Annotated in this window: 15 protein-coding genes; 6 read left to right on the top strand and 9 right to left on the bottom strand. The window is 67.7% G+C overall.

The annotated features are described in order from the left end of the window. Nucleotides 1-7 precede the first annotated feature (7 nt). Entirely contained in the window at nucleotides 8-1,075 is a 1,068-nt protein-coding gene (locus AC1D1A_RS07460) for a LacI family DNA-binding transcriptional regulator (protein ID WP_476947439.1), read from the top strand. A 16-nt stretch (nucleotides 1,076-1,091) separates the two neighbouring features. On the opposite strand, the gene AC1D1A_RS07455 is transcribed toward AC1D1A_RS07460, so the two are convergent. Both AC1D1A_RS07455 and AC1D1A_RS07450 read right to left on the bottom strand, forming a co-directional pair. Next, nucleotides 1,092-2,003: a DUF8083 family protein gene (locus tag AC1D1A_RS07455; protein WP_476870142.1), complete on the bottom strand. Its 912-nt coding sequence runs from the start codon at nucleotides 2,001-2,003 to the stop codon at nucleotides 1,092-1,094. Nucleotides 2,004-2,034: 31 nt separating this feature from the next. After that, nucleotides 2,035-2,841, bottom strand: coding sequence for an exodeoxyribonuclease III (locus AC1D1A_RS07450; protein WP_476873257.1), 807 nt, complete (start codon nucleotides 2,839-2,841; stop codon nucleotides 2,035-2,037). Nucleotides 2,842-2,972: 131 nt separating this feature from the next. Between AC1D1A_RS07450 and AC1D1A_RS07445 the strand changes: the two genes are divergently transcribed. The 4 genes from AC1D1A_RS07445 to AC1D1A_RS07430 all read left to right on the top strand — a co-directional run bounded on the left by AC1D1A_RS07445 (nucleotide 2,973) and on the right by AC1D1A_RS07430 (nucleotide 7,420). After that, a complete protein-coding gene (locus AC1D1A_RS07445; protein ID WP_476859439.1) occupies nucleotides 2,973-4,472 on the top strand; it encodes a CoA-acylating methylmalonate-semialdehyde dehydrogenase in 1,500 nt (499 codons plus the stop codon). Beyond that, on the top strand, nucleotides 4,472-5,620 hold the full coding sequence (locus AC1D1A_RS07440) for an enoyl-CoA hydratase/isomerase family protein (RefSeq protein ID WP_476947438.1): 1,149 nt from the start codon (nucleotides 4,472-4,474) through the stop codon (nucleotides 5,618-5,620). The genes AC1D1A_RS07445 and AC1D1A_RS07440 overlap by 1 nt, the downstream gene beginning before the upstream one ends. Beyond that, nucleotides 5,613-6,572, top strand: a complete 960-nt coding sequence (gene mmsB / locus AC1D1A_RS07435) for a 3-hydroxyisobutyrate dehydrogenase (RefSeq protein WP_476886695.1) — start codon at nucleotides 5,613-5,615, stop codon at nucleotides 6,570-6,572. The genes AC1D1A_RS07440 and mmsB overlap by 8 nt, the downstream gene beginning before the upstream one ends. Nucleotides 6,573-6,640: 68 nt before the next feature. Further along, nucleotides 6,641-7,420 (top strand): enoyl-CoA hydratase, encoded by a 780-nt coding sequence (locus AC1D1A_RS07430; protein WP_223914579.1) that lies wholly within the window; start codon nucleotides 6,641-6,643, stop codon nucleotides 7,418-7,420. A 36-nt stretch (nucleotides 7,421-7,456) separates the two neighbouring features. Here AC1D1A_RS07430 and AC1D1A_RS07425 read toward each other — a convergent pair whose 3' ends face one another. The 4 genes from AC1D1A_RS07425 to AC1D1A_RS07410 all read right to left on the bottom strand — a co-directional run bounded on the left by AC1D1A_RS07425 (nucleotide 7,457) and on the right by AC1D1A_RS07410 (nucleotide 14,192). Then, nucleotides 7,457-10,636 carry a bifunctional cytochrome P450/NADPH--P450 reductase gene (locus tag AC1D1A_RS07425; protein WP_476947437.1) on the bottom strand — a complete coding sequence of 1,060 codons (3,180 nt, stop codon included), beginning with the start codon at nucleotides 10,634-10,636 and terminating at the stop codon, nucleotides 7,457-7,459. Between the two features lie 248 nt (nucleotides 10,637-10,884). Beyond that, on the bottom strand, nucleotides 10,885-11,883 hold the full coding sequence (locus AC1D1A_RS07420) for a zinc-binding metallopeptidase family protein (RefSeq protein WP_476947436.1): 999 nt from the start codon (nucleotides 11,881-11,883) through the stop codon (nucleotides 10,885-10,887). 54 nt (nucleotides 11,884-11,937) lie between these two features. Continuing rightward, complete coding sequence (locus AC1D1A_RS07415; protein ID WP_223914576.1) at nucleotides 11,938-12,444, bottom strand: MarR family winged helix-turn-helix transcriptional regulator; 507 nt, start codon at nucleotides 12,442-12,444, stop codon at nucleotides 11,938-11,940. A gap of 2 nt (nucleotides 12,445-12,446) precedes the next feature. Beyond that, on the bottom strand, nucleotides 12,447-14,192 hold the full coding sequence (locus AC1D1A_RS07410) for an AMP-binding protein (RefSeq protein ID WP_476856200.1): 1,746 nt from the start codon (nucleotides 14,190-14,192) through the stop codon (nucleotides 12,447-12,449). 339 nt (nucleotides 14,193-14,531) lie between these two features. Here AC1D1A_RS07410 and AC1D1A_RS07405 point away from each other — a divergent pair, with 339 nt between their 5' ends. Further along, entirely contained in the window at nucleotides 14,532-15,665 is a 1,134-nt protein-coding gene (locus AC1D1A_RS07405; RefSeq protein ID WP_243181414.1) for an acyl-CoA dehydrogenase family protein, read from the top strand. Nucleotides 15,666-15,679: 14 nt separating this feature from the next. Here AC1D1A_RS07405 and AC1D1A_RS07400 read toward each other — a convergent pair whose 3' ends face one another. The 3 genes from AC1D1A_RS07400 to AC1D1A_RS07390 all read right to left on the bottom strand — a co-directional run bounded on the left by AC1D1A_RS07400 (nucleotide 15,680) and on the right by AC1D1A_RS07390 (nucleotide 20,965). Further along, nucleotides 15,680-17,542 (bottom strand): sensor domain-containing diguanylate cyclase, encoded by a 1,863-nt coding sequence (locus AC1D1A_RS07400; protein WP_476947435.1) that lies wholly within the window; start codon nucleotides 17,540-17,542, stop codon nucleotides 15,680-15,682. A 73-nt stretch (nucleotides 17,543-17,615) separates the two neighbouring features. Continuing rightward, complete coding sequence (locus AC1D1A_RS07395) at nucleotides 17,616-18,290, bottom strand: response regulator (RefSeq protein ID WP_230008106.1); 675 nt, start codon at nucleotides 18,288-18,290, stop codon at nucleotides 17,616-17,618. Continuing rightward, nucleotides 18,287-20,965 carry a DUF4118 domain-containing protein gene (locus tag AC1D1A_RS07390; protein ID WP_476851795.1) on the bottom strand — a complete coding sequence of 893 codons (2,679 nt, stop codon included), beginning with the start codon at nucleotides 20,963-20,965 and terminating at the stop codon, nucleotides 18,287-18,289. Before AC1D1A_RS07390 ends, AC1D1A_RS07395 begins: the two co-directional genes overlap by 4 nt. Nucleotides 20,966-20,970: the final 5 nt, after the last annotated feature.

The raw sequence follows: 20,970 nt of genomic DNA, 5'->3' as shown, positions 1-20,970 counted from the left end.
GGCACAGGTGGCACGGACGGAACGGGCGCAGCGCGGAGGCCACTCGGGCGTCAGCATTGAGGATGTCGCCGCCGCTGCGGGCGTGTCAACGGCCACCGTATCCCGTGCCGTCCGGGGACTGCCCCGTGTTTCCCCGGCAACCCGCGAGAAGATCCTCGGCATCGCCGAATCCTTGGGCTACGTCGCGTCGTCCTCGGCGTCCGGCCTGGCGACGGGCCGGACCAAAACCATCGGCGTCCTGGCCCCGTTCGTCAGCCGCTGGTTCTTCTCCAAGGCCATCGAGGGAGCCGACCGGGAACTCCACTCCCGGCAGTACAACCTTTCCCTCTTCAACCTCGGCGGCCACGGCAGCCACCGTGAGCGGCTCTTCAGCAAGACCATGGTCTACAAGCAGATCGACGCCCTGCTGGTCCTCTGCATGGCGCTCACCCACGAGGAAATCGAGCATCTCCAGAAAATCGACATCCCGCTGGTGGTGGTGGGAGGCCACGTCGAGGAGTGCCCCTACATCGGCATCGACGACTACGCCGCGGCCGCCACCGCAGTGCGCCACCTGATCGGGCTGGGCCACACGGACATCGCGCTCCTGCACGGCGACGACGAAACCGACCTCAACTTCGACGTCCCCAGGGTCCGGATCCAGGCTTTCCACGACATCATGGGCGAGTCGCGGCTGCCCGTCCGGGCCGAATGGGACCTCTGGGGGGACTTCACCGTCCGCAGCGGTCAGGAGGCATTCCGCCGCCTCTGGGCCGCCGGCGGTGCCAAGCCCACAGCAATCTTCTGCGCCTCCGATGAGATGGCCATGGGCGTCATCTTCGAGGCCAACAAAGCCGGTGTGCGCGTCCCGGAGGACCTCTCGGTCATCGGCATCGACGACCACGACTTCGCCGAGGCCATGGGCCTGACCACAGTCGGGCAGCGCCCGGACCAGCAGGCCGAACTCGGCACCAAAATGCTGCTGGACGAGCTCGACGGCATTTCCGGCTCCGTGCAGTCCGCTGTGGCGCCGCACCGGCTGATTATCCGGACGACGACGGCGCCGCCGCTGCGCCAGTCCGCGCGGCTCAGCTAGCGGAGTTCGGGCCGCGCTAGGACGCGCGGGCCAGCTGGCGGATCGGCACCCAACGCGAGGCCAGCCGGCGGTAGGCCGCGGCGGCGCCGGTCATGTCCCCCTCCGCCAGGCACTCGATGCCGAGGCGTACGTCCAGCGGCGAATCATCCGGATAGACCTTGTCTGCCACCCCGCCGTAGTCGAGTTCCACCGCCGAGTCCGGGTGGAAGAGCTCAAGCCATTCCGTTAACTGGGTCAGGTCCTCAAGCATGTCGAGATCGGGCGCGGCGAGGGCCAGGTGCGCCACCGCATAGCTCACCCGCTCCAGCGCGTTGCTGATGCCGGCGCGGATGCGGACCGTCACAATGTGGCCGTCGGCTTCGACGACGTCGGTGGGATCCGATTCCTGGAAAAGGCAGAACCAGCTGAACGGAATGCCCCACGTGGACGCCCTGGTGTGGACCCGGCTCAGGCCGTCGTGGGCGCGCACCTCATCAATGCGTTCCTGGTGTTTGTCCCGCTGTTCTTCCGGGATCAGCAGCTGGGCCAGGGGCCCGTGGATGCCTTCCATCAGGGCATTGGCGGCCAGCCCGGCGCGGAGGACCAGCTGGCTGGGGCAGTACAGCAACCGGTCGGGCTGCGGGGCGGCCGCAGTCCCGGACCCGGCGGCGTCGTGCGCTGCGCCGGACGGGGCCCGCCTGGCCGGAGCCGCGACAACGCGCACCAGATCGGTCCGGCCGGTGGGAAACGGATCGCCGTCGGGCCGGGTGATGCGGCCCAGGGACGCCAGGAGCTCGGCGTTCTCCACAGCCGCGCGGGACGCCTGGCCGGCGCCGGCGGCCTCCAGGGTCTTCCGTTGCTGTTCGGGGAACGCCTCGAGGGGCTCGTAGATCCGGAGCGCGGAAGAGAACGGCAGCCCGGACTGTCCGTGGTAGATGCTCCCCGTCATTGGATCACGACGCTTCCCTGGCCGGCAGCCATTAGTCCGCCAGTTCCGCAATCACCGGGGCGTGGTCCGAGGCGCCCTTGCCCTTGCGCTCCTCGCGGTCGATCATCGCACCGGTGACCCGTGCCGCCAGGGCCGGGGAGGCGAGGATGAAGTCGATCCGCATGCCCTCCTTTTTCGGGAAGCGGAGCTGCGTGTAATCCCAGTAGGTGTAGACGCCGGGCCCCGGGGTGTGCGGGCGGACGACATCCTGGAAGCCGGCCTCCTCGAAGGCATGGAAGGCGGCCCGCTCAGGCTCACTGACGTGGGTGAGGCCCTCGGAGCGGAAGTAGTCGATGTCCCAGACGTCATCATCCAGGGGGGCGATATTGAAATCGCCCATCAGCGCAATCTGCGCCTCGGGGTCCTCCTTGACCCAGGTGCCGGCGTGGTTTTTCAGGATGTCCAGCCAGTTGAGCTTGTAGGGCATGTGCTCATCGTCGAGGGCGCGGCCGTTCGGGACATAGAGGCTCCAGACCCGGACGCCGCCGCACGTGGCGCCGATGGCGCGGGCCTCCTGCACGGCGTCCTTGCCGCTCTTGCCGAACACGGGCTGGTCCAGGAAGGTGCGTTCGACGTCGTCGAGTCCCACCCGGGAGGCGATCGCGACGCCGTTCCACTGGCTCAGGCCGAAGTGCGCCACCTCGTAGCCCATGTTCTCGAAGAGCTCCCAGGGGAAGTTCTCGTCCTTGCATTTGGTTTCCTGGATGGCCAGGACGTCGCAGTCCGTGCGCTGAAGCCAGGACTCCACACGGTCGGCGCGGGCACGGAGCGAGTTCACATTCCAGGTAGCAATCTTCACAGTCCCTAACTTACCGAACTTGGCCCCCGGACGAAGCCGCCGGCCGGCTCCGTCCTCTGGAAATTAGTAGGAAGTCCGAGTATATTCGGCTGCAGAGATGATCTAGGTCACATGCAAAGGAGCATTCGGTCATGGTTCGAGAACTATCCCATTACATTGACGGGCAGCGGGTTGAGGGAACCTCCGGCCGGTTCAGCGACGTCTATGATCCCTGCACCGGCGAGGTCCAGGCCCGGCTGCCGCTGGCCAGCACCGAGGAGGTGCGCAACGTCATCGCCAGCGCCGAAAAGGGGCAGGTGGAATGGGCCGCGATGAATCCGCAGCGCCGCGGCCGGATCCTGCTCAAGTTCGTGGACCTGGTCAACGAGCACATGGACGAACTCGCCACCCTGCTGTCCTCCGAGCACGGCAAGACCTTCCCGGACGCCAAGGGCGACATCCAGCGCGGCATCGAAGTGGTCGAGTTCGCCGCCGGCGCCCCGCACCTGCTCAAGGGCGAGTTCTCGGACAACGCCGGAACCGGCGTCGACGTGCACTCGATGCGCCAGCCCCTCGGCGTCGTAGCCGGCATCACGCCGTTCAACTTCCCGGCCATGATCCCGCTGTGGAAGTCCGGGCCGGCGCTCGCCGCCGGCAACGCCTTTATCCTCAAGCCCTCCGAACGGGATCCCTCCGTGCCGCTGCGGCTGGCCGAGCTCTTCACCGAAGCGGGCCTCCCCGACGGCGTCTTCAACGTCGTCAACGGGGACAAGGAAGCGGTGGACGCGCTGCTGGAGGATCCCCGGGTCCAGGCCATCGGGTTCGTCGGCTCCACGCCCATTGCCCAGTACATCTACGCCACCGCCGCGGCGAACGGCAAGCGCGCGCAGTGCTTCGGCGGCGCCAAGAACCACATGGTGATCATGCCCGACGCGGACCTGGACATGGCCGCGGACGCCCTGATCGGGGCAGGCTTCGGCTCCGCGGGCGAGCGCTGCATGGCGATTTCGGTGGCCGTTCCGGTGGGCCGGAAGACCGCGGACGTCCTCGTGGAGAAGCTGCAGGAGCGGATCGCCGGCCTCAAGGTCGGCCACAGCCTCGCCAAGGACTCCGATTTCGGCCCGGTGGTGGCGGCGTCCGCGAAGGACCGGATCGAAGGCTACATCGCCTCCGGCGTCGAAGAAGGCGCGAGCCTGGTGACCGATGGCCGCGGCCTGAAGGTGGAAGGCTACGACGGCGGCTTCTGGATCGGACCCACGCTGTTCGACAACGTCACGAAGGACATGAAGATCTACAAGGAGGAAATCTTCGGCCCGGTCCTCAGCGTGCTCCGCGCCGAAGACTACGACGAGGCCCTCCGGCTCTGCAGCGAACACGAGTTCGGCAACGGCGTGGCCATCTTCACCCGCGACGGCGACGCCGCCCGGGACTTCGCCAGCCGGGTCCAGGTGGGCATGGTGGGCATCAACGTCCCCATCCCCGTGCCGATTGCTTACTACACCTTTGGCGGCTGGAAGGCGTCCGGATTCGGCGACCTCAACCAGCACGGGGCCGACGCCTTCCGCTTCTACACGAAGACCAAGACGGTCACCAGCCGCTGGCCGTCCGGTATCCGCCAGGGCGCCAGCTTCATCATGCCGGAAGGCAGCTGATGGGGGCGGACGTTGCGCGGGTAGCGGACAGTGGAGCAGTGGCAGGCGAACCCTTGGCCGGGGAAGCAGGGGAAGTGACGTTTGAACGGCGCGGCCGCCTCGGCGTCGTGACCCTCAACCGGCCCGCGGCCGTCAACGCCCTGACGGCCGGCATGGCCGCCGCGATGCTCGAACAGCTCACGCTCTGGGCCGACGACGACGCCGTGGCTGCGGTGCTGGTCCGCGGCGCCGGGGACCGGGGCCTCTGCGCCGGCGGTGACATCGTGGCCATCTACCGGGACATGCTCGACGGCGGGGACGCCACCGCAGACTTCTGGGCCGTCGAGTACCGGCTGAACCTGCTCATCTCCGAATACCCCAAGCCGTACGTCGCGTTCATGGACGGGCTGGTGTTGGGCGGCGGCGTGGGGATCTCGGCCCACGGCTCCGTACGGATCGTCACCGAACGCACCCGCACGGGCATGCCCGAAACGACGATCGGGTTTGTTCCCGACGTCGGCGGCACCCTGCTGCTCTCCGGCTCGCCGGGGGAGACCGGCACCCATGCGGCCCTGACCGGAGCCCACCTGAGCGGCGCGGACGCACTGTTCCTGGGCCTCGCCGACTGCTTCGTGCCCTCCGGCCGTTTGCCGGACCTGGCGGCAGCGCTCGAAACCGAGGCGGCCGAGGCCGCTGTGGCCCGATTCGCCGAACCGGCACCGGCTTCAGTCCTGGCCGCACAGCAGGAATGGATCGACGCCTGCTACTCCAGCGACGACGCCGAGGAAATCCTGCGCCGGCTGCGGGCCTTCGGTGGAGAGGCGGGCGGGGAGGCCGCCGCAGCCGCTGACACCATCGAGGCCAAGTCGCCGACGGCGGTCAAGGTGGCGCTGGAATCCCTGCGCCGGGTCCGCGGCCTGAGCCTGGAGCAGGCGCTGGAGCAGGAGTACCGCGTCGGCCTGCGCTTCCTCGATGGCCCGGACTTCCGCGAAGGCATCCGCGCCCAGGTGGTGGACAAGGACCGCAATCCCCGCTGGAAGCCCGCCACCCTTGCCGAGGTCACCGGGACGGACGTCGCGGCCTACTTCGCCCCGCTGGGCGGGCGCGAACTGAAACTCTCTCCGAAAGAGAACAACGCGGAGAACAACAAGGAGAAGAACCATGTCTGACGCAGGAGCCCCGGATACCGGCACCATCGCCTTCCTCGGCCTGGGCCACATGGGCGGCCCCATGGCCGTCAACCTGGTCAAGGCCGGCTACCGGGTGACCGGCTTCGACGTCGTGCCGGCGGCCCTGGACGCCGCCCGGGAGCACGGCATTCCCACTGCCGGGACGGCTGTCGAGGCGGCGGCGGGCGCCGCCGTCGTGCTGACCATGCTGCCCAGCGGCAAGCACCTCCTTGACGCCTACCGCGGCACGGGCGGTACGCCCGGCCTGCTCGAAGCCGCCGCCCCGGGCACCATGTTCCTGGATTGCTCAACCATCAACGTGGACGAGGCCCGCGAGGCCGCAGAACTCGCGGTCGCGGCCGGCCACCGCGCCGTCGACGCCCCCGTGTCCGGAGGTGTGGTGGGCGCCGAGGCCGGCACGCTCACATTCATGGTCGGTGCCCTCCCGGAGGACTTCGAGGCCGTCAATCCGCTGCTGGAAGTCATGGGCAAGCGGGTGGTCCACTGCGGCGCGCACGGTGCCGGCCAGGCGGCCAAGATCTGCAACAACATGATCCTGGGCGTCTCGATGATCGCCGTCAGTGAGGCCTTTGTGCTGGGCGAGAAGCTCGGCCTGACCCACCAGGCGCTGTTCGACGTCGCTTCCGCCGCCTCGGGACAGTGCTGGGCGCTGACCACTAATTGCCCCGTGCCCGGTCCGGTCCCGACGAGCCCCGCCAACCGGGACTACCAGCCTGGCTTCGCCGGGGCGCTCATGGCCAAGGACCTCAACCTGGCCCTCAACGCGTTGCAGAGCACCGGCGTCGCGGCCCGGCTCGGGCCGCTCGCGGCCGAAATTTACGATACGTTTGCCGCGGAAGGCGGTGCCGGCCGGGACTTCTCGGGCATCATCACCGACATCCGGGAAAAGTCGGAAGCAGGCAAATCCGAGGCAGGCACGGCCGGGCACTAGTCCCGGACCGAAGCCAACGCGCAACATCAGAACCAGAACCAGACCAGCACCACCTAAGGGGACCACCCATGACGGAACAGTACGCAAACATCCTGGTGGAGCGCCGCGGCCGCGTGGGCCTCGTGACGCTCAACCGGCCCGAGGCCCTCAATGCCCTGAACAAGGCCACGATGGACGAGCTGGTGAAGGCAGTCGCCGGGATGGACGCGGACCCGGGGGTCGGTGCCGTGGTGGTGACCGGTTCGGCGAAGGCCTTTGCTGCCGGCGCGGACATCAAGGAAATGCAGTCCAAGGGCTACATGGACATGTACGCGGCGGACTGGTTCCGCGGCTGGGAGGACTTCACCCGGCTCCGCATCCCCGTCGTGGCAGCCGTGTCCGGCTTCGCGCTCGGCGGCGGCTGCGAGCTGGCGATGATGTGCGACTTCATCATCGCCGGGGACAACGCCAAGTTCGGCCAGCCGGAAATCAACCTTGGCGTGCTCCCCGGCATGGGCGGCTCACAGCGCCTGACCCGCGCAGTGGGCAAGTCCAAGGCGATGGACATGATCCTGACCGGCCGCTTCATGGACGCCGAGGAGGCCGAACGCGCGGGCCTGGTGTCCCGGGTGGTCCCCGCCGCGGACGTCGTCGAGGAGGCACTGAAGGCCGCCGAGGTGATTGCGTCCAAATCCAAGCCGGTGGCGATGGTGGCCAAGGAAGCGGTGAACGCCGCGTTTGAGACCGGGCTTGCCCAAGGCGTGCTGTTTGAACGGCGCGTGTTCCACTCGCTGTTCGCCACCGAGGATCAGAAGGAAGGCATGGCCGCCTTCACCGAGAAGCGGCAGCCGGAGTTCAACCACCGCTAGGCGGCACCGGCCGGCCGTGGGAGCGGCGGGCCGGCCTCAGGTGAAGATGTCGGCCACGTACCTGCCGTGGGTGCGCTCCACCTCATCCATCCAGGCCTCGGCCTCCGCCTTGGAGGCGCCGGTCGCTTCCTGGTAAATGAGGGCGCACGTGTCCCGGACCTGCGGCGCCATGTGCTTGCCGTCGCCGCAGACATAGACCGTGGCGCCCTGCCGGACCAGCTCGACGACGTCGGCCCGGTCTGCCCAGAGCCTGTCCTGGACGTATTTCAGGCCGTCCTCGGGTGCGGTGGAAAAGACCGGCCGCAGATCGAGGTTGGCTTGGTCCGCCCATGACGCGAGTTCCGAGCGGTAGAGGAAGTCGGTGTCCGGGGCGCGGCAGCCGAAGAACAGCAGGGCAGGTGCCGGCGTCGTCTCCTCGGCCTCGGCCCGCAGCGCCCGGTCCTGGACGAACCCGCGGAAGGGGGCCAGTCCCGTCCCCGCGCAGACCATGATGAGCGGGACCGCCAGGGACGGCGGCGGGTGGAAGGCCGCGTTCGAGGGGCGGACAGTAACCGCGACCCTTGACCCGGGCCTGGCCTGGGCGAGGTAGGTGGACGAGGCCCCTTCGAAGACCCCGCGGCCGGACCACGCCGGAGCCTGGATGACGGCGAAGGTAAGGGTCACGTGGTCGGGGCTCCAGAGCGGGGACGAGGAGATGGAGTACCGCCGGGGGGTCAGCTGGGTCAGCAATTGCAGGAACGAGGTGAACGACAGCTGGCATGACGGATACGTCTCCAGCAGGTCAAGGATGGAAACGCGCCTGTCGAGGATCTCGGCCGCGTACCGCCCGCGGTCCTGGGCCAGGGCCTCAAGTTCGGCGCGTTGGGCAGGATCGGCCGCGACATCCGCCAGGTCCTCGAGCTGGGTGCGGGTGGCAGGGACTGCGAGCTCCACGTAGCTGCTCAGCAGTTCGCCCACGGCCACCGGCGCGCCCGTGGGCAGGAAGGTGTCCCCGCGCTCCATGGTCAGCTGGACGTGCGAGTCGTAGTCGAGGTTGAAACGGGCCAGGGCCCGCTGCACGAGTTCGCTGGGATTCAGGGGCAGCACGGCCAGATAATCCCCGGTCCGGTAGCTCATCCCCTCGGGCAGGGCGATCTCGACATGCCGCTTGGACCGGGCGCCGGGCTTGGCCAGATCGACCAGTTCCCGGTTCGCGACGACGGTGCCCAGCGCCAGCCCGTTCTGGCGCAGCATCGGGTCCCGGACGTTGCCGACGAACTGCAGTTCCAGCTCGGGTTGAGCTGTCGGCTGGCTGGTCCGCTGCCCCAGGGCGGCGTCCACCGCGGGCCAGAATCCCGCGTACCACTCTTCGAAATCGCCGAAGAAGTCGCCGCGGGCGTTGGCTTCGCCCCGGGCATAGATCCGCGTGGCACCGGCAGCCTCGAGCCGGGCGTCGATGGCCTTGGGCACCTCCTGGTACGTCCTCGCCCAGTCCTTGTTGCCGTTGCCGAAAACCGTGTACCGGACCCCGGCGAGGGCGCCCGGCCGCAGGCCCTCGGTCCAGGCCACGAATTTTCGGGCGTTGTCCGGCGGCTGCCCCTCGTAGGAGGACGTCACGATCGCGACGAGCCCCTCCGTGGGCAGCCCGCCGGCCGCCTCGTCGAGCGGACCGATGGTGGGGCTGTAGCCGCGCCGTCCGGCGTCGTTGGCGAGGCGCTGGGCGAAGTCCTTGGACGTGCCTGCATTGGAACCGTAGAGCACCCGGATCGGGACGCCGTTGGGCGCGGCGGCCGCCGCTGCGGCTTCGGCCTGCCGTGCCTGTTCGACGTCGGCCCGGGGGCCGGCCGCGATGGTGACGTCCCGCCTGCGCACGTGGATGAACAGCCCTTCAGGCTTCATGGTCAGCGTGTGTTTGATCTGCAGCTCATAGCCCGGGTCCGCCGCCGTGACCTCGAAGCGCTGCAGGAGCTTGGCCAGGAAGAGCATGGCCTCCTGCAGGGCAAATCCCCGGCCGATGCAGGAGCGCTGCCCGTTGCCGAAGGGCTTCCAGGCATTGGCGGGGATTTCGGCGGCCCGTTCCGGGGAGAACCGCTCCGGGTCAAAGAGGCCGGCGTCCTCGCCCCAGGCCGCCTTGTCCCGATGCAGTTGCGGGATCAGGACCATGATGGGCTGGCCCGCGGGGACTTCGTAGCGGCCGCCGAGCATCGTGTCCTCGTAAGGAGTCACGTTGAACGCCGGAGCGGTGGGCCACAGCCGTAGCGTTTCCTTAAGGATCTGGTCCAGGTATCCCAGCCGGGGCAGGTGCTCGAACCTGGCGCTTTCGGTACCAAGGACCTCGTCCACTTGTGCACGCGCCTTGGCCAGGACGCCCGGATGGCGCAGCAGTTCGTAGAGTGTAAAGGACAGCAAGCCGCTGGTAGTCTCGTGCCCGGCGATCAGGAACGTGACCATCTGATAGCGGATGTTTTCATCGGATAGACGCTCACCGGTCACCGGGTCCGCCGCGCTGAGCATGGTGTCCAGGATGTCTTCGCTGCCGGGCGGGCTGGGGTTGCGCCGCCGGTCACTGATGATCTGTTCGGCGACCTCGAACATCAGGGCATGGTCTTCTTCGAGCTGGTGCCGCCTGCGCAGCATGATCTTGTTCTGCACCGGGAGCCTGCGCGCCCGGTCCCCGGATTCAACCAGGGCGCGGACCATGGCGCCGACGAACGGGTGCATCTCCTCCCGGTAGAGGCTGTTGAACCGGTAGCTGAACGAGCACAGGGCGATGGTGTCCAGCGTCAGGCGGGTGGTGCTGTCCGGAATGTCGATCCGCGCCGTGGGGCCCAGCCTCTCCCACTTGAGCAGCAGCTGCTCAACGATGTCGTCCATGCCGGCGAACATCCGCTTCAGCGCTGCAGGCCCGAACGCCGGCATCAGGATCCGGTGTGCCTTTTGCCAGTTGGGTTCCTGCGTATCTGCGGTGAACAGGCCGTCGCCGGCGAACTGCCTCACCTGCCGAAGGGCAACGCCCAGCACTTTGCCGAACCGGGACTCGTCGCACACCTCGTTGACGAGCTGCTGGGAAGAGATGGCGACGATACTGCGGTTGAAGAACTGGATGCGGACTATGGGGCCGTACCGCTCGGCCAGCTCGACGATTCCCAGGATTCCCTTGCTGGAGTCGATGTCCGGCAAATTGCCGACCACCGGCCTCGTGGGAGGCTGCGGTATGGGGACGCTGGGCGAAGTCATGGCCACTCCTAGGCGATCGCCGATGGACGCGCTGTGAGCACTGCTTACTGCCTGGCCGGACGGAACCGTCCTGCCGGAACCACGATACTCCGGTCCGATCCCGCACAAAATAGCTCCTGCCCGGCTTCGCGGGCCATCGTCCCTGACGGCCGAACGCCAAGAAGCGAAGGGTCGGAGACTGTTTTCTTCGTGCTGTCTGCCGGGACGCCCTTCTTGTCAGCGGGCGGGGTCAGCGGGCGGGGCGTTCCTTAGCCGGCGGCCGTCGCTGAGGTTCGCAGCCCGTGGACGAACTCAAGCTTGTCGATAACTGCGGCGGAAAGGACGAAGGGGTAAAGATCATCTTTCCCCATGCTGCGGTTGACCTGGTTCAGGGCAAGGGAGAGCGGCAGCCATTCGGTTTCCACAACTTCCTGGAAAGAGGTCCCCCGGGGAGTGCCTGGGATGAGTCCGAATTCCCGGGCGGTGTCGAGGGTGTCGCAGATGTGGAGGTAATGGGCGAACGACTCCGCAAAGTCCTCGTAGGGGTGCATGGTTGCGTACTTTGAGATGAACCGTTCATTCCAGTCCGCCGGGGCGCCTTCGCTGTAGTGGCGGTCTATCTCTGCCTGGTAATCCTTGGTGTCGTCGCCAAAGAGATTACGCGCCTCGCGCGTTCGTCCGTCATCGCTGAATACCAGCACCGTCTCAAAATAGTGCCCAACTTCATGCCGGAAATGCCCGAGCATCGTCCGGTACGGTTCATCGAGTTGGGTACGCATTCGTTCCCGATAGGCATCGTCGCTTTCGGCCAGATTGATGGTGATCACACCGTCAGCATGACCAATCACCACATTTTCCTTGACACTGGACAACAGGTCGAAAGCAAGTCCCCCGTCGGGGTCTTCTGCGCGCGTGATGATCGGCAGGCCCAGCCCATCGAGCTCAGCAATGAGATGACGCTTGGCCCGCTCAGCCGCAATGAACTGCGATAGGCCTTTGGCGTCGCTGTCGTTCGGTCGAGTCCGCGTGAGCTCACAGCTGAAGCATTGACTGCCGCCCTCCGGGGCAAGCCAAGTGCAACCGGAAAGCAAAAAATTAGCGCACCGGTGCCAAGTGGCTCCCGACTCATCGGTGTACTGTCCCTGACTGCCTGTTGCGACTATGGCGCGGGCGTTCCGCAGGTATGCCAAGTTAGTTCCGCAGTGCAGGCAGACCGAATTTTCAAAGTACACGCTCGAACCGCAGACACCGCAGGATTGTTTTTTCACTTCATGATCTTAGCCGCGGCCACCGGGCTTCACCCGGTGCCCGGCGCCCGGGTCTCAGCCGCTGAAATCACCGGCGTTCCGGCGGAATGTGCCCAGGATCCGGATCAGCTGGTCCACGTCCTGGTCCGCGAAGCCGGACTGGCCAAAGACCTCGGAGTTCAGCACCGCCGTCGCCCGTTTGGCCAGGGTGCGGCCTTCCGGGGTGAGTTCGATCAGGGTGGTGCGGCCGTCCGTGGGGTGCGGCGAGCGGATCACCAGCCCGGCCTCCTGGAGCCGGTCCACGGCATTGGTGACTGAGGTGGGGTGGACCTGCAGCAGCGCGCTCGCCTTGTTCATGGGCAGCGCCCCGCTGCGGGCGAAGCTGAGCAACGCGAGCAGCTCGTACCGGGCAAAGGTGAGCCCGAACGGCTTGAGCACCGTCTCGATCCGGCCGAGCAGGATCTGCTGGGTCCGCATGATGGCGGTGATGGCGGCCATCGGGGCGGCGACGTCGGACCAGCCGTGGCGCTCCCAGTTCAGCCGGGCGTCGGCAATCGGATCTCGCGGCAGCGGTGTTCCCATGTTCAGCCCTGACCCTTGAGCCCGGGGAAGTCGGAGTCGGAGTACTCGACGCCGAGGCCTTCCGGGACGGGCCCGCCGCCGTGGCGCACTTCCTCGCTGTGCCGCAGCTCCACGCGCCGGATCTTGCCGGAGATCGTCTTGGGGAGCTCGGCAAACTCCAGCCGGCGGATCCTTTTGAACGGTGCCAGGTGCTCCCGGCAGTACCGCAGGATGTCCTCGGCCAGCTCCGGGCCCGGCTGGTGTCCGGCCGCAAGAACCACAAAGGCCTTCGGCACCGACAGCTTGAGCGGGTCGGGAGAGGGGACGACGGCGGCCTCCGCCACCGCGGGGTGCTCAATCAGCACGCTCTCCAGTTCGAACGGGGACAGCCGGTAGTCGGAGGACTTGAAGACGTCGTCGCCGCGGCCCACATACGTGATGATGCCGCGCTCGTCCCGGCTCGCCATGTCCCCCGTGTGATAGTAACCGTCGCGGAAAGCCTCCGCCGTCTTGTCCGGGTCGCCGTAGTACGCCTTCATGAGCCCCACGGGGCGGGGGTCGAGGCGCAGGCAGAGCTCGCCGTCGTCAGCCTCCTCACCAGTAGCGGGGTCCACAAGCACGACGTCGTAGCCAGGCAGCGGCTTGCCCATGGCGCCGATCTTGATCGGCTGTCCCGGCGTGTTCGCGATCTGCACGGTGGATTCGGTCTGGCCGAAGCCGTCCCGGATGGTTTGCCCCCATGCGCGGTGGACCTGGTCGATCACCTCGGCGTTGAGCGGTTCGCCGGCGGATACCACCTTGGTGGGCGGGTTCTTGAGCAGGGTGAGATCGGCCTGGATCAGCATCCGCCAGACCGTGGGCGGGGCGCAGAAGCTGGTCACGGATTCGCGGTCCATCTGCTCCATGAGCGCCCTGGCGTCGAAGCGTTCGTAGTTGTAGATGAACACACACGCCTCGGCGATCCAGGGGGTGAATACATTGGACCAGGCGTGCTTGGCCCAGCCCGGCGAGGCCACGTTGAGGTGCACGTCGCCCGGTTCCATGCCGATCCAGAACATCGTGGACAGGTGTCCCACCGGGTAGGACGTGTGCGTGTGTTCGACGAGTTTGGCCTTGGACGTGGTGCCCGAGGTGAAGTACAGCAGGAGCGTCTCGTCGGCCAGGGTGGGGGCGTCGGGGGTGAAATCCGTACCGGCCGCGGCAGCATCCGCGCCGTAGTACTGCAGGGCATTGGCCTGGGCGGCGGCGGGGTCCCCGGCGCTGGCGCCGACTTCAATCAGCGTGTACTGGCCGGCGACGTCGGCGAACTTCGCGATGTTGGCACTGCCGACGGCGGCCCAGGCCGCACCGCCGCGTTCCACCCGGTCCTGGAGATCGGCCGGTCCCATCAGCGTGGTGGTGGGAATCATGACGGTCCCCAGCTTGATGCCGGCCAGCATGAGTTCCCAGAGCTCAACCTGGTTGCCGAGCATGATGATCATCCGGTCCCCGCGCCGCACACCTGCCCCGCGCAGCCAGTTGGCCACCTGGGACGAGCGCCGGGAGAGGTCAGCGAAGCTGCGCCGGGTCGCGGACCCGTCCTGTTCAACGATCACCAGCGCAGGCTTATCCGCCTTGGCCGGGTCCGCGGCGAGCTGGTCGAACCAGTCCAGTGCGAAGTTGAACTCCTCGAAGCGGGGCCACTGGAAATCGTTGCGGGCGCCGTCGTAGTCCCCGCGCAGGGCCAGCAGCCGGTCCCTTGCGGCCCGGAATTCCTCAGTCACGGTCATGGTGCACCTTTCGAAGTCCTCGGGCGCTGCCGTTCCGGGCGGTCGGTGGCACGGCGCCGTTGCCTGGGATCCACCGGCCCGGCACGGCGCCTGCCTAGTGATCCCCGTCACTGTGCAATATACTAGGACATCCAAGGGTTTGGAAGGGCGGCGCTGCTCTGCAGGCGTTGCATGACGAAGGGATACGTGCCCGTGCAGCCACAAGGACGTGCCAGCGGACCGTCGGCGCCAGCCGAATCAAATAGAGCGGAAGACAGAGCCGAATCAAATACAGCGGAAAACACAGCCGTCGCCGCATCCGAAGCCGCGGCGGAGCCGCCGTTTCCCGACGCCGACCTCATGTACATCGTGGACCTGCTGCCGCCGGACGAACAGCTCCGCTACCAGGAGGTCCGGGAATTCCTGCAGTCCCGGATCCGGGCCGCATCAATCGACTACTGGAACCGCGAGGAGTTTCCCTTTGGGCTGCTCGCCGAACTCGGCAAATACGGTTTGGGCGGGCTGCAGACGGACGGCACGTCCAAGCTCTTCAAGGGGCTCATGTATGTCGAGGTGGCGCGCGCCGACGTGTCCCTCTCCGCGCTCGTCGGGATCCACAACGAGCTGATCGTCGGCATGATCGACGAGCTCGGCTCGGAGGAACAGAAGGCGCGCTGGCTCCCTGGCCTCACCGCGTTCACCCAGCTCGGGGCGTTCGCCCTGACGGAGCCGGACCACGGCTCGGACATCGCCGGCGGCCTGGAAACCACCGCGCGGCTGGACGGCGACGAGTGGGTCCTCAACGGCGCCAAGCGTTGGATCGGCGCCGGCACCATCGCGGACTTCGCCCTCGTGTGGGCCCGGGACGTCGCTGACCAGCACATCAAGGGCTTCATCGTGGAGACGGACCGTCCGGGCTACACCGCAACCAAGATCGCCAACAAGATCGGCCTGCGCATCATGCAGAACGCGGACATCGTCCTCGACGAGGTCCGGATCCCGGCGGCCAACCTGCTGCCCGGCGCCACCAGCTTCTCCAAGGCCAACGAGCTCCTGCGCGATTCGCGGGCCTGGGTGGGCTGGCAGGGTGCCGGCATCCAGCTGGCCGCGTTCGACGTCGCGCGCGCCTATTCGCTGAAGCGCCGCCAGTTCGGCAAGGAACTGGCCCGCTTTCAGCTCATCCAGCAGCAGCTCGCCGAGATCCTGGGCAACGCGACCGCCTCCCTGGCCCTGATGGCCCAGCTGGCGCGCATCCAGGAAGAGGGCAAGCTCGAGATGGTCCAGGCCGCCATGGCCAAAGCGACCACCACGCGGCTGGCGCGTGCCTCGGTGGCGATGGGACGGTCCCTCATGGGCGGCAACGGCATCAGCAGCGACTATGAGATGGGCAAGCTCTTCGGCGACGCCGAGATTCTCTATACCTATGAGGGCAGCTACGAAATCAATTCACTGATCGTGGCGCGGGCCGTGACGGGAAAGTCCGCTTTCGTCTAGGCTCCCCGCGGGATCTAGGCTCCGAGTGTGTCAGCGCCGTCCCGCGCCTGGCCGCTCCGTGCCGGCCCGTTCTGTGCCGGGCTGTTCCGTGCCTGCCCGGCCGGGGCAGGCTGAACCGCCGGGCTGGCGTGGCCGTAGCGGGACGTGCGGTTGCGGCCGCCGTTCTTGGCCTCGTACAGGGCCCGGTCCGCGCAGTCCAGGAGCGAGCCGGCCGCGGCGTCGCTTTGCTCGCAGACTCCGGCGGAGATTGTCAGGAAACCAACTTCCCCGAACGGTTCGGACGCGATGGCCTTGCGGGCGCGTTCGGCGGCGCGCAGGGCCTCGGCGCCGTCCGTCTCCGGGAGCAGCCACACGAACTCCTCGCCGCCGAATCTGGCCACGATCTCCTCGGCGCGGGCGACCGCCCGGAGCCTGGCCGCGACCTCCGCCAGGACCACGTCGCCCGTCAGGTGGCCGTGAGTGTCGTTGACCCTCTTGAAGTGGTCGATATCCAGGACGACGGCACTCAGGCTTGTCCCGCGGGTCCGGGACTGCGCAACATGCTCGGCGAGGTGCCGTTCCAAGGCCCGCCGGTTGGGCAAGCCACTGAGGGCATCGGTAGTGGCCTGCTGTTCGAGGTCGGTCCGGGCCTCCGTGTTGCCGATGGCGATCTCGACGAGCTCCGCGAACTGGGCCAGCCGCTCCATCATCGCCTCCGTGACCCCGGTGCGCGACTTCGACGTCAGGCTCACGGCGCCCCACAGGCTGCCGCGGACCCGGATCGGCGCCGCCGCCGCAGACTGGAAGCCGCCGGCGCGCATCTGCTCCGCTGCCTGTCCACCTTCCGCCCGGTAGCGAACCAGGGCCGGCTTGCCGGTCACGGCCACCCGGACAGTGGCCGACTCGTCCGTCGGGGCGAAGATCTGCCGCCGGCTCAGCGTCGGCGGCAGCGTCGGCGCCATGGCGACGATTTCCGCCGAGGATGCGCCCGTGAAACGGACGACGGCGGCGGAATCGACGTTGAACAGGTCGCGGACAATCGCGGCGACCCGCTCAGAGATGGCTGCGGGGGCCGCGTTGCGGGCAACTTCGGTGGCTATCTCGTGCAAAGCCTCCCAAACTTTTTGTTGCTGCAGGCGCTCGGTGATATCAACCGCCACCACCATGCCGGCCGCGGCCTCGTCGTCGGAGTAGACCGGCCCGGCGTTCAGCCGGTAGGTGCGGTGGCCGATCTGCCGGCTCCAGGAGACCTCGCGGCCGGCGAGGGCAGCGAGGTAGCGCGGCTCGAGCTCGCTGGCGAGATTGCCCTTGAGCACGTCCTGGATGCGCTGGCCTTCGAGCTCTTCCCTGCGGTAGCCGAAGGTCTCCAGCTCCTGGCCTTCGGCGATCAGGTAGCGCAGCTCGGCGTCGAAGAGGAGGACAAAGACGCCGGGGACGCTCCGCGCCAGGGCGCGGTACCGGTCCATGTCCCGTTGCCGGCGCCGGTCGGCCAGGACACGCTCGGTGATGTCCGTGACCAGGACGAAGAAGCCCTGCACCGCGCCGTCCTGGGTATCGGGGGTGTAGGTCACCTCGGTGAAGCGGGACTGGCCCGCGGCATCCACCAGCGTCCGGTCGAACTGCTGCCGCTTCCCGGCGAGCGCTCCCTCGATGTGCGGCAGGTTGGCCTCCAGGACGGTCTCGCCGAGCACGTCCCGGACATGCATGCCGTGAAGCTGCTGGGGTGCGAAACCAAACCACTCGCAGTAGGCGTCGTTGGCCAGGCGGTTGCGGAGTCCCGTGTCCCAATAGCCCACGAGTGCCGGGATTCCGTTCAGGACGGCCCGCAGCTGCGCCGGGATCTCAGGCAGTGGCGACGGACCGGCATCGTCCCTGTTGAGCGGGCTGCGATTAGTCATTGCCCCAGTATCCATTGCCGGGTTGCCTGGAGGGAAACGTCAGTGTCATCGACCGCCAGCGTGTCAGCGGGACTCAGGGCATGAACCTGTAGCCGATGCCGGCCTCGGTGAGCAGGTGGCGCGGGCTGGCGGTATCCGGCTCCAGCTTGCGCCGCAGCTGCGCCATGTAAACCCGGAGGTAGTTGGTCTCCTTGGCGTAGGCCGGACCCCAGACCCTGGAGAGCAGCTGCTGCTGGGTGATGAGCTTTTCCGGATTGCGGACCAGAACCTCCAGAATCTTCCATTCCGTGGGGGTCAGCCGGACGTCCTCGTGGTCCCTGGTCACCCGGTGCTTGGCAAGGTCCACGGTGAAGGCATCGGTCCTGACCACTGATTCGTGCTCCGGTTCGACGCTGCGGCGCAGCAGGGCGCGCAGCCGGGCCAGGAGCTCGTCCAGGCCGAACGGTTTGGTGATGTAGTCATCCGCGCCGGCGTCGAGCGCCTCAACTTTGTCCTCGGAGCCGTGCCGGGCGGACAGCACCAGAACCGGCACGCTGCTGAAGCCGCGCAGCTCCTTGAGGACGCTGGTCCCGTCAATGTCAGGCAGGCCGAGGTCCAGAATGATGAGTGAGAGCGGGTTCTGAGTGGCCGCCAGCAGTGCTGAGGTCCCGTCGACGGCGGTGGTGACGGCGTAGCCGTTGGCCTGGAGCGTGATCCGGAGGGCCCTGAGCAGATGCGGGTCGTCGTCGACGACGAGGACCGCCGTCATGCTGCGTCCGGTCCGGACGTGACGGGCAGCGCATGACCACGGCGCGCCACCAGCGAGCGGGGCTCGAACGGGGCCTGGGCCCGGTGCCCGTCATACGGGGTCCCCGTCGACAACGGCAGCCGGATAATCATCGTCAGCCCTCCTCCCGGTGTAGCTTCCGCGGTCAGGCTCCCACCCATGGCGTCCGTGAACCCTTTCGCTACCGCAAGCCCGAGCCCGATCCCAGTGGCCTGCGGGGCGTCGTCGAGCCGCTGGAATGGCCGGAACATTTCCAGGACACTCTCCGCAGGGATTCCCCGGCCGTGATCGATGATCCGCAGCTCGCCGGCAGGACGCCCCCCGAGAGTCGCCGGGCTCAGCCCGCCGGCCGCCCCGACCAGGACGATGTCCGAGTCGGGGGCATATTTCACGGCGTTCTCGACGATGTTCGCAATCACCCGCTCCAGCATTCCAGGGTCGGCTTCAATCTCCGGCATGTTTGGAGGCAGGTCCACCCGCACCCTCCCCGCGGGGACGGCGCTCAGGGAACCCGGGATGACCTCATACCAGCGCACGGGTTTGAGCAGGGGATTGACGGCATCCGACGTGATCCGGGACATGTCCAGCAGATTGCCGACCAGCGCGTCCAACCTGTCCGAACACTCCTCTATCGTAGCCAGCAGCTCCTTCTCCTCTTCCTTGGTGAAATGGACGTCGTCGTGCCGAAGTCCGCCGACAGCCAGCTTGATCCCGGCCAGGGGCGTGCGCAGGTCGTGGGAAACGGCCCGGAGGATGGACGTGCGCATCGTGTTGCTCTCGGCCAGGCGCAGCATCTCCCGCCGGCTCGCCACCAGCTGCTGTCGTTCCAGCTGCGCTGCCAGATGAACCCCGAACGCCCCCAGAAGGCGCCGGTCGCTTGCGGGCAGAATCCGTCCGAACAGCACCAGGCGCGTGGAGGCGTCGATTTCTTCGACGTTGTCGCCGGCGGCATCGCTTCCGGTCCCGTCAGCGGACAGGGCAGGAATTTCACCTACGGCGGCCTGGAGACGCCACTGCCGGTCCGGGCTGGCTCCGCTGTCGCCGTCCGCGAGGCCGTAGCCCAGGCTGAAAACAGCAGCACCACGGACCTGGAAAACGCTCAGGGCTTGTTCCAGCAATGCCTGGACCGTGTCCTCCGAGCCGGCGGCACTGCGCGTCAGGTCACCGAGCGTCGTGGCTTCGGCGCGGGCCCGCGCGGCCTCCTTGGAGCGGCGGGCCGATAGGTCGACCACAAGGGCGACGGCGGCCGAGACGCCTACAAACACCAGCAGCGCCAGGAAATTCTGGGGATCGCTGATGGTGAGGTTGCCCAGCGGCGGGGTCGAAAAGTAGTTCACCAGGAGGCTGCTCCACAGTGCGGCCAGGATGGCCGGCCACAACCCGCCGATCAACGCCACCGCCACCGAGCCGGTGAGCTGGACCAGCATGGCCGCAGCCACATTCTGTTCCGGATTCAAGAGCGACAGCAGGAGTTGCAGGACCACCGGGAGCAGCACAGCAAGACCGAACCCGGCGGCCACCCGGATGCGGCCAAGGTCCCGCTGCCGTGGCGGGCGGGTTCCCCGGCCGCCGAGCGGATGGGAGACCATGTGGACGTCGATGTCGCCGGAATCGCGGACCACCCGGGTGCCGACCCCGCCGCCGAGCAGATTTCCGACCAGGCCGGCGAGCTTTTTGTGCCGCGAGATGCCGACGACGATCTGGGTGGCGTTGACGCTGCGGGCGAAGTCCAGGAGCGCGGCAGCCGGATCCTCGCCGGTCACGATGTGGTAGCTGCCGCCCAGGTCCAGGATCAGGCGGCGCTGGGCTTCCAGCGCCTGGGGCGACTCCTCGGCGAGGCCATCGGCGGACCGGACGTGGACCGCCAGCAGGTCCCCACCGCTGACGCGGTTGAGGATCCTGGCCCCGCGGCGGATCAGGACTTCTCCTTCGGGGCTGCCGGTCAGCCCGACCACGATGCGTTCCCGGGCCGGCCAGCTTTCGTCGATGCCCTGTTCGGCCCGGTACTTGGCCAGGCCCTCGTCCACCCGGTCGGCGAGCCACAGCAAAGCCAGTTCACGCAATGCCGTGAGGTTGCCCAGGCGGAAATAGTTCGAGAGGGCGGCGTCGATCTTGTCGGCAGCGTAGATCTTGCCGTCGCCCAGGCGCTGGCGGAGCAGCTCGGGGGAGATGTCCACGAGGTGGATCTGGTCCGCCTTCCGGACGACGGCGTCCGGCACCGTCTCCGCCTGGTGGACATCGGTGATGGCGCTGACAACGTCGCCCAGGGACGCCAGATGCTGGACGTTGACGGTGGAGAGCACGTTGATGCCGGCATCCAGAAGCGCATCGACGTCCTGCCAGCGCTTGGGATTGCGGCTGCCGGGGATGTTGGAGTGGGCGTATTCGTCCACGATCGCGGTCCCTGGCGCCCGGGCCAGGACAGCGTCGAGGTCCATCTCCTCGAACTCCGTGTCCCGGTAGGGCAGCTTCCGGGGTGGAATGACTTCGAGTCCCTCCAGCAGCGCCCCTGTCTCGCTGCGGCCGTGGTCCATGGCGAACGCGACGACGACGTCCTCGCCGCGCTTGCCGAGCCGGTGGGCCTCCTCGAGCATCTCGTAGGTCTTGCCCACACCCGGCGCGGCGCCCAGGAAGATCCGCAGCGTTCCACGTGCCATGCCGT

The sequence above is a fragment of the Arthrobacter sp. P1_B9 genome, assembly GCF_056406495.1.
This window is presented reverse-complemented; position numbering and strand designations above follow the sequence as displayed.

What these genes read in the sequence shown, in the direction of transcription:
- AC1D1A_RS07455 (WP_476870142.1), bottom strand. Translation starts at nt 2,003, where the DNA reads ATGACGGGGAGCATCTACCACGGACAGTCCGGGCTGCCGTTCTCTTCC.
- AC1D1A_RS07445 (WP_476859439.1), top strand. Translation starts at nt 2,973, where the DNA reads ATGGTTCGAGAACTATCCCATTACATTGACGGGCAGCGGGTTGAGGGA.
- AC1D1A_RS07440 (WP_476947438.1), top strand. Translation starts at nt 4,472, where the DNA reads ATGGGGGCGGACGTTGCGCGGGTAGCGGACAGTGGAGCAGTGGCAGGC.
- mmsB (WP_476886695.1), top strand. Translation starts at nt 5,613, where the DNA reads ATGTCTGACGCAGGAGCCCCGGATACCGGCACCATCGCCTTCCTCGGC.
- AC1D1A_RS07430 (WP_223914579.1), top strand. Translation starts at nt 6,641, where the DNA reads ATGACGGAACAGTACGCAAACATCCTGGTGGAGCGCCGCGGCCGCGTG.
- AC1D1A_RS07425 (WP_476947437.1), bottom strand. Translation starts at nt 10,636, where the DNA reads ATGACTTCGCCCAGCGTCCCCATACCGCAGCCTCCCACGAGGCCGGTG.
- AC1D1A_RS07415 (WP_223914576.1), bottom strand. Translation starts at nt 12,444, where the DNA reads ATGGGAACACCGCTGCCGCGAGATCCGATTGCCGACGCCCGGCTGAAC.
- AC1D1A_RS07410 (WP_476856200.1), bottom strand. Translation starts at nt 14,192, where the DNA reads ATGACCGTGACTGAGGAATTCCGGGCCGCAAGGGACCGGCTGCTGGCC.
- AC1D1A_RS07405 (WP_243181414.1), top strand. Translation starts at nt 14,532, where the DNA reads ATGTACATCGTGGACCTGCTGCCGCCGGACGAACAGCTCCGCTACCAG.
- AC1D1A_RS07400 (WP_476947435.1), bottom strand. Translation starts at nt 17,542, where the DNA reads ATGACTAATCGCAGCCCGCTCAACAGGGACGATGCCGGTCCGTCGCCA.
- AC1D1A_RS07395 (WP_230008106.1), bottom strand. Translation starts at nt 18,290, where the DNA reads ATGACGGCGGTCCTCGTCGTCGACGACGACCCGCATCTGCTCAGGGCC.
- AC1D1A_RS07390 (WP_476851795.1), bottom strand. Translation starts at nt 20,965, where the DNA reads ATGGCACGTGGAACGCTGCGGATCTTCCTGGGCGCCGCGCCGGGTGTG.